The 12,826-nt window shown below is 34.4% G+C and carries 12 protein-coding genes; 11 read left to right on the top strand and 1 reads right to left on the bottom strand.

Annotated elements, in window-relative coordinates:
* From BM294_RS14945 to BM294_RS14895, 11 genes are all read left to right on the top strand, one after another.
* Nucleotides 1-303: hypothetical protein (locus BM294_RS14945; RefSeq protein ID WP_207648064.1), on the top strand; the 303-nt coding region annotated here is incomplete at its 5' end.
* A 204-nt stretch (nucleotides 304-507) separates the two neighbouring features.
* Complete coding sequence (gene ltrA, locus BM294_RS14940) at nucleotides 508-1,902, top strand: group II intron reverse transcriptase/maturase (RefSeq protein WP_091209813.1); 1,395 nt, start codon at nucleotides 508-510, stop codon at nucleotides 1,900-1,902.
* Nucleotides 1,903-2,456: 554 nt separating this feature from the next.
* Nucleotides 2,457-2,747, top strand: a complete 291-nt coding sequence (locus BM294_RS14935) for a hypothetical protein (protein ID WP_091209811.1) — start codon at nucleotides 2,457-2,459, stop codon at nucleotides 2,745-2,747.
* Nucleotides 2,748-3,036: 289 nt separating this feature from the next.
* Nucleotides 3,037-3,969: an NAD-dependent epimerase/dehydratase family protein gene (locus tag BM294_RS14930; protein ID WP_091209809.1), complete on the top strand. Its 933-nt coding sequence runs from the start codon at nucleotides 3,037-3,039 to the stop codon at nucleotides 3,967-3,969.
* Nucleotides 3,969-5,063 (top strand): glycosyltransferase, encoded by a 1,095-nt coding sequence (locus BM294_RS14925; protein ID WP_091209807.1) that lies wholly within the window; start codon nucleotides 3,969-3,971, stop codon nucleotides 5,061-5,063. The genes BM294_RS14930 and BM294_RS14925 overlap by 1 nt, the downstream gene beginning before the upstream one ends.
* Complete coding sequence (locus tag BM294_RS14920) at nucleotides 5,063-5,917, top strand: glycosyltransferase family 2 protein (protein WP_091209805.1); 855 nt, start codon at nucleotides 5,063-5,065, stop codon at nucleotides 5,915-5,917. Before BM294_RS14925 ends, BM294_RS14920 begins: the two co-directional genes overlap by 1 nt.
* A gap of 253 nt (nucleotides 5,918-6,170) precedes the next feature.
* Nucleotides 6,171-6,932 (top strand): glycosyltransferase family 32 protein, encoded by a 762-nt coding sequence (locus BM294_RS14915; RefSeq protein WP_091209803.1) that lies wholly within the window; start codon nucleotides 6,171-6,173, stop codon nucleotides 6,930-6,932.
* 1 nt (nucleotide 6,933) lies between these two features.
* Nucleotides 6,934-8,298 carry a hypothetical protein gene (locus BM294_RS14910; RefSeq protein ID WP_091209801.1) on the top strand — a complete coding sequence of 455 codons (1,365 nt, stop codon included), beginning with the start codon at nucleotides 6,934-6,936 and terminating at the stop codon, nucleotides 8,296-8,298.
* Nucleotides 8,299-8,325: 27 nt separating this feature from the next.
* Nucleotides 8,326-9,573 carry a glycosyltransferase gene (locus BM294_RS14905; protein WP_091209799.1) on the top strand — a complete coding sequence of 416 codons (1,248 nt, stop codon included), beginning with the start codon at nucleotides 8,326-8,328 and terminating at the stop codon, nucleotides 9,571-9,573.
* A gap of 34 nt (nucleotides 9,574-9,607) precedes the next feature.
* Nucleotides 9,608-10,759, top strand: coding sequence for a glycosyltransferase family 4 protein (locus tag BM294_RS14900; RefSeq protein WP_091209797.1), 1,152 nt, complete (start codon nucleotides 9,608-9,610; stop codon nucleotides 10,757-10,759).
* Nucleotides 10,752-12,191, top strand: a complete 1,440-nt coding sequence (locus BM294_RS14895) for a flippase (RefSeq protein WP_091209795.1) — start codon at nucleotides 10,752-10,754, stop codon at nucleotides 12,189-12,191. The genes BM294_RS14900 and BM294_RS14895 overlap by 8 nt, the downstream gene beginning before the upstream one ends.
* Nucleotides 12,192-12,600: 409 nt before the next feature.
* Here BM294_RS14895 and BM294_RS14890 read toward each other — a convergent pair.
* A partial coding sequence (locus tag BM294_RS14890; RefSeq protein WP_139225902.1) for a transposase occupies nucleotides 12,601-12,826 on the bottom strand: 226 nt, incomplete at its 5' end.

Here is a 12,826-nt window from a genome sequence, read left to right as displayed (position 1 = left end):
GTGGTATTAAGGATACTGGAATTGATCAGGAAAAGAAGGAAAAAGGAAATAGATCTCGCCGGGTATCTGGGCATACCAACCGGATCCATGGCTAAATGGAAGTATTACGGAAGTACATCGTACCTGAGATATGTAGAGGAAATATGCATATTTCTTAACACGACACCGAATTATCTTTTCCTTGGGCATGAAGAAACAGTAGAAAGTCTGTCATTTGAAGAAAAAGATATAATTCGAATGTATCGTGACCTGGATGAAGGAAGAAAGAACTGCATCAAGGAAACTTTACGATATTTAACATAAATGAGATAGATTAATACGAAGTGGTAGAAAAACCACTTTTATAGAGGAGGTCTGTGTGAAAGGCTCTGAAAGGAGTAACCACCGTACAAGGAAACGAGGCGGTGCTGAACACGCAGAAGTCAGCAGAAGTCATAGTAGCCGAGAGGCGAAGGACCGAATCAGTAGGAGTCTTGAGTATGACTGAGAAAGGAGGAATGACTGTTTATGGCAGAAAACATTGGAAACAGTGGCTGTTCACATGGGGATAGTGCGGAACACGAAGGACATGTGAAAGCGCGTAGGTCATTCAATCGGATATGGAAAGAAAGAGACAGTGCACAGCCGAAGCTCTTGGAAGCGATACTGCATAAGGACAACCTTAACAGAGCGTATAAGAGAGTCAAGGCAAACAAGGGAGCGCCTGGAATTGATGGCATGACCGTCAAGGAAGCACTTCCCTATCTTCGGGAACATCAGCAGGAGTTAAAAGACCGCATATATCGTGGGAAATACACTCCGTCGTCAGTCAGGCGGGTTGAAATTCCGAAACCTGATGGTGGTGTGCGAAAGCTTGGCATACCAACAGTGATAGACCGAATACTCCAACAGGCAATAACGCAACAGTTAATGCCTATCTATGAACCGCTGTTCGCGGACGGAAGTTATGGCTACCGTCCGAACAGAGACGCAAAAGGTGCAATTCTCAAGGTTAAAGAGTACGCGGAACAAGGCTACACATTTGCTGTAGTTCTTGACCTATCCAAGTACTTTGATACTTTGAATCACGAGATTCTTATCAACCTTCTCCGGAAGAATGTAAAGGACGAACGTGTAGTGCAGCTGATTAAGCGTTACCTTAAAAGTGGTGTAATGGAAAACGGGGTGGTCATTGGCACAGAGGAAGGTTCACCGCAAGGAGGTAACATATCGCCATTACTTGCGAACATCTACCTCAATGAGTTCGACCAGGAATTCTTGAAGAGAGGTGTTCCATGCATCAGATATGCAGATGACATCGTGCTCCTAGCCAAAAGCAAGCGGGCGTCTGAGAGACTCTTGGAAAGCAGTACGCGATATCTTGAAGAGAAACTGAGACTCACAGTCAACAGAGAGAAAAGTCGTACTGTTAGCGTGTTTGCAATCCGAAATTTTAAATTCCTTGGCTTTGCGTTGGGAAGGAACAGAAGTGGCATATTTGTCAGAGTTCACACGAAGTCATGGAAGAAGTTCAAGCTGAAACTGAAGGACTTATCTTCCCGTAAGTCGGTGCAGTCCATCAAACCAAGCCTAGAGAAAATACGGGTTTGTGCCAGAGGCTGGCTTAATTACTACGGCATTGCAAGCATGAAGAACAACATCGACGAGCTTAATGGATGGCTCTATCACAGAATTCGTATGTGTATATGGAAACAGTGGAAGAATCCAAAAACGAAGGTTCGAAATCTTTTAAAGATGGGTGTACCTGATGAATTGGCTCACATGGCTGGTCACAGCCGACGTGGTTACTGGTTCACGACACACACAGTTGCTATTAACATGGCAATGACAAAAGAAAGACTGATAAAGAGTGGCTTTTACGATTTAGCCACTGCTTATCAGTCTGTGCACGTCAACTATTGAAAGCGCCGTATACCGAACGGTACGTACGGTGCTGTGAGAGGACGGCGGTTTGTCACCGCCTCCTACTCGATTTGAAAGGGTAATCTTATATCGAAGAGAAAACATTAGTAATGTGGGTATTATAATGCACTTCATTGATATCTATATAATGTCTAATCAATTATCGAAGTTGTGAGTGGACATTTTAATTCCATTCTGTTTCTCCTGATAAAGTAAAAAGACCGAGTATAATCCTCGGCCTGGTCCCCAATGCAAATGACTGGGCAACTCTATTGTCGTAATTTTATCAAAAAAAGTGAATAAATCAAGTACTATATATTGAAACGAGAAGATAATGTACGCTATATATTGAATCATAGTCAGCTTATAGTGAAAAATCATGCAGTTTCAATTGACTGATAATGTATAAAAGATTCTAACTAAGAGAGAATAAACTGTTGCAAAAATCGTCTACATTGTGGTTGCAAGACGTATGACACGATGTATCGTAGAGAAATTCGTCTAATTGACAAGGCGAACGAAGGACATTAAACTATATTAGTTAAACGAGTGCCATGAGATGGATACCAAGGAGAAACATTGTTTATAGAATTATAATTGTTAACTGTGCTTTATTAAGGTATATAAGTATTACGGATTGGAAGAGTAGGCATTTAAAAGATATTGAAAATGAAACAATATGCATCAAATCTAAGGTGAATTTTGATGATGAGTTGGCATGGACATATGAGATGATTTTTGAAGATAATCCTGTATACGATGAAATTGAAGGGGTTATCAACTGGATAGCAGAAGGAATGGCTAAGAGAGTATTTGGGGATTACTCAAACTTCATTCGTTTTTAGTTTAGGAGTCTTTCTGCAACAGATGATGGTGCATAACTGTACATGTGGAAGAATGAGTTATCAGGATGAAAGGGATTAGGATTATATTTTTTAGAATACAGAATGCAACTAGAATCAGTTTGATAAAGTAGTTCAAAACAGTATCTTTTCAAAGATCTTTAGAAATTAGTTTTGCAAAAAAATGGATTATAGGAAAGAATGCGAAATTCGGTATGTTAATCGTAGGCAAAGGCAAGAAGTTAATGAGGAATATAAATTAGTGACAAGCACAAATTCTGAGGAGGTTTAAATGAATATATTGATTTTAGGAGCTTCCGGATTTATCGGGACAAATCTTACAATCAAATTAGCAGAAAATATAAACAATAAAATAACTCTAGTGGACAAACATATGGAGTATTTTTCTAACATAAAAAAATTTAATTTTTCTAATGTTAGAATTATAGAATCGTCTTTGGATCAGGATGAGAGCTTTAACGTGTTGGAAAATCAAGATGTTGTCTATCACCTTGTGAGCACAAATGTTCCTACAACTTCGAACCAATATATCAGCTACGATATTCAGGCAAATGTTCTCTTTTCTGCTAATTTATTTGATGCTTGTGTGCAAAAAAAAGTAAAAAAGGTTGTTTTTGTTTCATCTGGGGGGACAGTATATGGTAAAGAAGCAAGTTGTCCATTACCTGAGAATACACCTACGAATCCTATTACATCGTATGGTATACAGAAAATCACAATAGAAAAATTGTTGTATCTATATAACTATATGTATGGACTAGATTACAGGATTATTCGTTTAGCAAATCCATATGGACCATATCAAAGACCCAACGGAGTTCTTGGCGTAGTAACTACTTTCACGTACAAAGCACTTAGAGGTGAGGAAATATGTGTTTATGGAGATGGCTCCGTTATTAGAGATTTTATTTACATAGACGATGCCATTAGAGCGATGTTGAATATTGTGAATGGTGAAAACAAACATCGTATATTTAATTTGGGATGTGGATATGGGGTATCCATAAAGGATGTAATTGAAACGATTGAAAAATCTCTAAATCTAAAAGTAAAGGTGATATTCAGAAATGCAAGGTCTGTAGATGTTCCAATAAATTACTTAGATATTACTAGGTATGAGAAGTATTACGGGAAATTAAATCCCATTTCTTTGGAAAATGGGATAAAGAAAACAGCGGAATATATGAAAAGGGAACTATTGTAATGGAAAGAATAGCAGTAATAATGGGTAAAATGCATTCGGGGGGGAAGAAAAATCTCGTCATGGAGTATTATCGCCACATAGATAGGACAAAGATACAGTTTGATTTTATATGTGACGATGACTCAAATGCAATTCCTGTAGAAGAAATTGAGTCATTGGGAGGAAGAGTATATATAATTCCTCGTTATCAGAATATTTTTGCTAATATAAAGGCAATTAAGAAGATTTGTAGAGAAAATAACTACAGAATTGTTCATGCATATAATGGGACGATGAATGTATTTGGTCTTTATGCTGCATGGCGGGAAGGCGTTCCGATAAGAATAAATGAAAGTATTTCTATGGCTCATAAATCAGATAAAAAGACAGTTATAAAAAATATACTTAAACCATTTTCAAGATGTTTTTCGACCCATTATATGGCTAATGGTGATGAATGTGGGAAATGGCAGTTTGGAAGATTGTATGATGAAGGTAAAGTCACAATTTTCAAGACTGTGATTAATACAATTGATAATACCTTTGATTTAAGGGTAAGAGAAGAATGCAGAAAAAAATATGGTATAGAAAGTAATATCGTAATTGGACATATTGGAAGATTAACTGCTCAAAAAAATACGCTTTTTATCATTGAGATATTTAATGAAATTTTAAAACTAGAAAACAAAGCAAGGCTTATTCTTATTGGTGATGGAGAATTGAGAGAAGCGATGTTGGAAAAGATAAAGAGGCTTGGTATTAGCGAAGAAGTTCTTTATTTGGGACGTAGAGAAGATATAAAACCATTTTATAATGCAATGGATTGTTTTCTATTACCATCGCTTTATGAGGGACTTCCTGTAGTTGGAATAGAGGCAGAATCATGTGGACTACCAATCTTTTTTTCTACGGAAATACCTAATGAATCTAGTCCTTGTGCGGATTTGGGGGAATTTATTGATTTGAATATAGAAGCAGATGAATGGGCAAGGAGAATTTTAACAAAAATCAAAAGCACAAATAGAACTGATCATAGTCAAGAAGTGAAGTTGGCTGGGTTTGATTCTGAAACAGAAGCTAAAAAATTAATTATGTATTATGAAGGGCTGAAGTGATGAAGAAGATTCTTGTGATGATGTCAACTTATAATGGGGAAAGGTATATTAGAGAGCAACTAAACAGCATCATAACACAAATAGGTGTTGATGTTAAAATACTTGTTCGAGATGATGGTTCAAATGATAGAACAGTAGACATAATAAAAGAATTTGAACAGGTTGACATTATCGAATCGAAAAATGTAGGGGTTAAAGAGAGCTTTTTTGAATTGATAAGCATGGCAGGCAAATATGACTATTATGCATTTGCAGATCAAGATGATGTGTGGGATGAGAATAAGCTAAAAATAGCGGTTGACAAATTAGAAGAGGTAAAGAAACCTGCAATTTATTCTAGTAACACGACGCTGGTTGACGAGCATTTGGAGTGTATAAAAGTGGAGGCTCTTAGACCGATTACGACATTGGGATCGGCTATTGTGAAAAACTACGCTACTGGGTGTACAGTTGTGTTTAATTCATTACTTATGGAGTATCTAAAAGCATATAGACCACGATATGTGTCATTTCATGACTGGTGGGTAAATCTTGTTTGTTTGTCGATAGGTGGGGTGTCATTATATGACTATGAACCACATATGAAATATAGGCAACATGGAACAAATGTTGTTAGTGGAAATAGTTCTTTTCTAAAAAAATGGATCTCTAGAATAAACAAGTTTTTTAATACAAAGTACAATAGAGACAAAGTCGCGCTTGAAATACTTGAAAACTATTCTGATAGTATAAAAGGTAATAATCGTTTGGTTTTAGAAGCTATGGTAGATAATAAAGCTGTTGCAGAAATGAGTTGTGGAAACTTCTTGGATGATTTTTTGTTTAGAGTGTGCTTGATTTTTGGAAAACAGTAACGGTTTCATGTAGGAGTTCACTATTTTATTGTGGATTTAGTGGGGGAGAAGGACCAATATGATTCAAGCGCTTTAGATACGTGTCATAGTAGTAAAAATATAGTATCAATACAATAATATTATTCCTATAGATGAATTAGACTTTTTAGTAAATGTTGTCAATGGGAAATGAGATAATCGACCGAAGATAGATGCATGGTCGGTTTGTTCTTCGAAAGCTACGTAATTGAGGGGAAAATGAGGTGATGAGATTATGATACCAAAAGTGATACATTTTTGTTGGTTAAGCGGAGATCCATATCCGGATTCTATAAAAAAATGTTTGGAAAGTTGGGGGAAATTGCTACCAGATTATGAAATAAAATTATGGAGCAAGGATACATTTGATATAAATAGTGTTCAGTGGGTAAAGGAAGCATACGAGGCAAAAAAATATGCTTTTGCTGCAGATTATATACGATTTTGGGCGTTATATAACTATGGCGGTATTTATCTTGATTCAGATATTGAGGTTTTGAAAAGCTATGATACTTTTCTGAATCATAAGTGTTTTATGGGGTTTGAATACTTAGGAATTCCTGAAGCAGCAACAATTGGAGCAGAACCAGGATTAGATTGGATAAAATCATGTCTTGATTATTACGAAGGAAAATCTTTTTATGATAGTGACGGAAACATGAGAGTTGATGCGGTCCCATATTTAATAAGGCTTGTACTAAAAGGTAAATACAAGAGAGAATTAAGAGATAATGGAAATGTATTGAATTTGGGAGAACTTGTTATATATCCCTATCAAGTATTCTCTCCAAAAAACTATTATACGGATGAAATACAATCGAATGATGATACCATAAGTATTCACAGATTTGCAAGTGCATGGGGACCAAGAGCAAAGCGTAAATGGGTAATGCAGTTGCATGTGATAATGATAAAACTAATTGGGAAAAGAAATCATGATAGGCTTTATAGGTCATTAAAAAAATTTCCGGATAAGTTTAATGGAATAGAGGTTTGAAGTGTTGAATCCCAAAAAAGCTGATTGGAATATCTTTGTTATATCTTTTGCTGTTGTTGGAGTAACGGCATTCATATACTATTCATATTATGGGGTGGGAAATAATAGACTGTTACTGGCGATTCTGCACTCCTTTTGTAGTAGCTTAACAATGGTATATGTATTAGCAAAGGTAGAGAAATCTTCGCAAAAAAAAGGCTTTTCGTTAGTTGCAGTTTTATTGATTGTGATGGTACTGTATAACCAAAACTCAGTCACAAAGTTTTCAGTACGTTCATTATTTGAAGGTTATACCGATAATAACATGATTAGACTTTTGGGTGGAGTGTATGTTGATGTTATTATAATTATTACTACATTTTTTTGGTCTAGATATCGTCAAAATAAACTGAGGAAGAGTTTTAATGTATTCACTGGTGAAAAAAAAATAATCCATATTAGTTCTTATGTAATGTACGGAATGGTGACTGTTTTGTTCTTGATAAGCCAGTTAGCATCTAGTGTATATACAATATCACGATCACAAAAAACATTTGTTGAAGCGATATATTATGTGACATGCGCAACTGAAGTGATCTATGTTAAAAATCGTGAAAATAAAAAAAGCTTAAGAAAGTATATACCATTATTACTTGTTGGAGTGCTGCGCGTTGTAGAAGCAATGACTCATGGTGGAAAGTCAGCTATTGTTAAGTATTTACTAATAATAGCATTGGGGCTTTGGTACATGGATGTGTTGAAATTTAAATATATTAAATTGGCTACATGCATTTCGCCAGCTGTACTTCAGTTGGTAACAATAATAACAGAAATTGTAAGCAATAGAATGGTGTATTTTAATGAAGAGTGGGTGATGAGGTATCATGCGTTTAGATATGATTTATCGGATTTTTCAATAACAATTGCTTTGAAAAGTGATTTTTCATATGGATTCCGGCTTATAAGAGATGCAATAGTTTTTGCTATTCCGGGATTTGATATGCAAGAGAAGAATAATATTTTATATAATGGTGCTTATAGAAAGCAAATGGCATCAATTGGACTTTCGGCTGTGGACATGACAGGAAATCTTGAAGATTTCAATGATACATTATTTTCGATAGGAGCAGAAATATTTGGTATTATAGGAATGTTCTTGTTTTTTGCATTTACTGTTGCTTTCTTTGAATGGATTAGCAAAAAACTATTGAAATCAAAAGTTGGGTATATGCTATTGTTGGTATTGATTGGCCCCGCATGTCTAGTAGAATGTGATCTTTTAACATTTGTTTACACTATCAGGGATAGTGCATTGATTTGCCTTATGGCATACTATTCATTCAAAATAATAAAAATATTGCAACATAGGGGAATATATGGTAGATGAGTCCAAAATAATAAAAATGGAGTCGTTATGAAAGCGGTAATAATAAGTACATATTATAACTATGGTGGGGCAGAAATTCAGGCATTACTTGAGAAGAAATACTTAGAATCGTCAGGGTATCATGCACTTCTTCTCACGTTTGACCCGAATATTCAAAATACAGAAGATAAAAATCATATAAATATTGCTAGGAGCAAATCTGGAATTATAAAGAGACTTAATGATGTTTTTATTAATCCAATATTAATTAAAAAAATACGAAAAATAATTAAAGAGTATAATCCGGATTTCATACATATGCATAATGTTACATTTGCATATAAATCGATATTGGATGCTACCAAAGAATACTACACTATTCAAACAATACATGACTATACGTGGTTATGCGATAATAATGGATGGTGTTTATGGCCGGATTTGACACCGTGCAGAGATATGAATCCAAAGAATTGTTGGAAACATTGTAGTGGTAGTGGTAGCATCCAAAAGATTCGGTATCTATATAGATGCCTTCTCCGAGCTTCCATACATAAGTACAGAATAAAAAACGTGGATTGTTTTATAAGTCCTAGTAAAATGTTGAAATACTATGCAACTAAGAATGGGTATAAAACCGTACATATACCAAATGCCATAGAAATAAAAACTAACATAAGAAGTAATCAAAGGATAGTTGGAGAAAATGATGTTCAAAATAGCATTAATTCTTTCGGAAATGAACAAGCAAGAAAGAGAACCGTCCTTTGTTATGGGAGAATGGATGAAGGGAAGGGGATTTTTCGGCTTTTGGAAGTGCTGAAAGATAATTCTTTCCCAAAATTAAAATTTGAATTTATTGGCCCAATAGCAAATGATATTGACAAAGAGGCATTAGTTGATGAGATTCAAAGGTGTGGTGCACATTATTGTCAACAAATTCCACATGAAGAAATTATGAAAAAGGCCATTGACGCATTCGCAATAATTATTCCATCACTTTACATGGAAAATTATCCAAATGCAGCAATAGAAGGGTATCTAACAGGATGTTTAGTTTCTGGAAGCAATAGAGGTGGGATTAAAGAATTGGTAGTAGACGATAATCTGTTGTTTAATGTGCTATCCAATGACGAAATTAAAGATTGCCTACATTACCTTGAGAATATAAATAATGTTGAGGCAGAAAGAATTCGAAGACTACAGATGGATCGATATAATGAAAATAATGTTCCGAAGATTTTTGTTGATAACATAATAAGACTTGTCAACTCTAGAGAATATTTTAAAGACTAAAGACTGTAGCGAATAGCTTTTAGGAGAAGAATCAGTGAAAATACTATTATACAAATGTGAAGATGAATTGGCTCCAGTGGGTGGTCCTTTTGGATACCTTTATAATGTAAAAAAATATCGTGACGAGATAGGTGATAATGAGATTCTCTTTAAAAAAAATGTATGGAAATATAATAAAAATTTTTTTGATAAAATAATAGGAAGATTAGAATTCCCTCATAGCGCACATGCGAGACATATCTACTCGATATTCAAAAAGAAAGTACCTAATATGCTTACAGAATTTAATAATTATGATATTGTACACTTTCATACTACGGAAGATATGTTTAGAGAACGGGAAAATTTGAAGTCGTATAATGGTTTGGTTGTGCTGACATCACACTCCCCGAAAGTTACATATAAAGAGTATATTGAAGATATTATAACTGAACAAGAATACTCAATGTATAAAAATTTATTTGATAGTGCAGAACAAATAGATGAATATGCATTTAAACGCGCAGATTATATCTTTTTTCCTTGTATGGGCGCTGAAGAACCTTATTATCATTCTTGGCCTAAATATAATCTATTAAGAGATGAATCAAAAATAAGATATGTACCAACGGGGATTGTGCCGGTGGCATGTAAAAAGTCTCGTGAAGAAGTGAGGAAAGAATTAAATATACCTGAAGATGCGATACTTCTATCTTTTGTTGGAAGACATAACGAAGTTAAGGGATATGATATTTTACAGAGTATTTTTTCTAAGCTTGAAAATATATTTATTGTTTGTTGTGGAAATGTGGGATCTATTCATCCGCCAAAATCTGATAGATGGATTGAGATAGGGTGGACTGCGGATCCTTATTCATATGTAGGAGCCTCAGATATTTATATGCTTCCAAATAGAGAGACCTACTTTGATATTGCTATGCTTCAGACCTTATCAATTGGTAAATGTTCGGTTATAAGCAATACTGGTGGAAATAAAGAGTTTATCAATACACCGGGAGTAAAGTTGTTTGATACAGTTGATGAAGCGGTGAACAGCGTAAATTATTTTATTAATATGAAAAAAGATGATAGAAGTACATTAGAAAGTTATCAGAGAGGGGAATTCAAAGAGAAATATAATATTGATGTGTTTTATAAAACATATAAGAAAACATTAAATGAATTGTTAGGAAAGGACGATGAATAGTAAGTCTTTAAGTAAAAATGTTCTTTATAACATAATTTATAAAGTTCTAAATGTTGTGTTCCCATTAGTGTCCACGGCTTATATATCAAGAGTTTTATTGGCAGAAGGTGTTGGAAGATTTGCTGCAGTAAATAATAATGTTTCTTATTTTCTAATTTTGGCAACATTGGGAATTCCTGTATATGGTTTACGTGAGATTGCTAAACTTAGAGAAAATTATATTGAAAGAAGTAGACTATATAGTGAGCTGTTTATTTTGAATTTTATTTTATCGATAGTATCTTATATATTGTTCATTTCCATTATAATAATAAACCATTATTTTAAAAAAGAATTAAGACTGTATTTTATAATGGGATTGACTATTCTGCTTAATATACTCAATGTGGATTGGCTTTTTCAAGGTCTAGAAGAATATGGCTACATTGCTGCAAGAAGCGTTATGATAAAACTTGTATCTCTGTTTACTTTATTTATTTTGGTGAGAAATAAAGATGATATATATATATACGCTATAATTCAAGTAATTGCAGCATCAGGTAATTATTTATGTAACATTATTAAATCTAGAGAATTGGTCAAGTTTTCTATACATGATATACGACTTAAGTTGCATATTAAACCACTTGCTTACCTTGCCTTATGTTCGATATCTACAGAATTGTATGCAAAAATGGATATATCAATGTTGGATATCATGAAAAGTAGTGATGTTGTTGGTTATTATACTAGTTCACAAAAAATAATTAATTTAATTGTAACAACAATGGTGGCGGTGACTGCAGTTTTTATGCCAAGACTAAGTTATTTATATGATAAAGATAAGAATGAATTCAATCGCATTCTTAAGATAGGATTTGATTTAATGGTAACGATTTCGATTCCTTCTTTTTGTGGGTTGATTGTAGTCTCGAGACCATTGGTTTTGTCCTTCCTTGGAAAGGATTTTTTGCCGGCTGCAAAAACAATTTCGATACTATCTGTTATGGTGCCATTGAAGTGTGTGGGTGATATGATATGTTTCCAAGTAATGATGTGCGCAAGAAAAGAAATCTTATTAATGAAATCGTATTTTATTACAATGTTGGTAAATCTTGTGAATAATCTTCTTCTAATTCCTCGATTTGGGGCTGAAGGTGCATCGATAGCGTCTGTTGTTTCTGAAATACTAGCGTTTGGGTTTGTTTTGTTTTTTTCAAGAAGGTTTTTTTATATTGAGAATATTAACACTACATTACTAAAAACTGTAATATGTACATTTATTACAGTATGTTCGATTTCTCCATTTTATTATATTAACTGTTCATGTTATATGAAGTTGTTTATAGAAGTATTTGTTGGAAGTTTAGTCTATTTGTTTGCGTGCTTGTTGATCAAGCATGAGGTTGTTTTATATTATGTTCATGCTATAAGAAGTAGGATCAAAAAATGATAAATTACTCAAACTTCCCACACCCAAAAGGTGTGATGTATCTTGAAAACTCTATACTTCAGACAATAAAAAAGGCATAGGTCGCTTTCAAATAAGGTATAATGGATTTGCGACAAAACATTTACCAAGAAAGGACTTACGCCATATGCATATCTTACCACAGGGACAGCACACAGAGGAAGAAATTAATTGCTCAATTTCGGTAGTGTAAAAAATTCTGTGTAAACAGATTGAATTGATGATAAAATTTCGTTTTGATTTAATCTATTAAAGATTATTGAGAGAGGCAGGCGGCATGAAATGCTGTTCTGCCTCTTAGCTATTGTCTACCACTGAGATGGATGTATGTCAAGGGCGCCCGTTCCTAACGGGCGTTCATTTTACCCTTTATATACAGCCTGATCAGTGGTTATTCAATGTCTTCCGGGGTGATTCGATCACTGAAATATATACAGAGCTGATCAAGTGTCTGTCCCCATTCCCATGACTTTCCGGTCCATTTTTTTGTTGCATCCGTCATCGCTAGATAGAGCATCTTGAACAGGGCATCATCTGTCGGAAAGATCGTCTTGGATTTGGTCACTTTACGCAGCTGCCGGTTAAAATTCTCAATGGAATTCGTTGTGTATATCAGT

This window comes from Oribacterium sp. WCC10 (assembly GCF_900113415.1).
In the GTDB taxonomy this organism is placed as follows: Bacteria; Bacillota; Clostridia; order Lachnospirales; family Lachnospiraceae; genus Oribacterium.
This window is presented reverse-complemented; position numbering and strand designations above follow the sequence as displayed.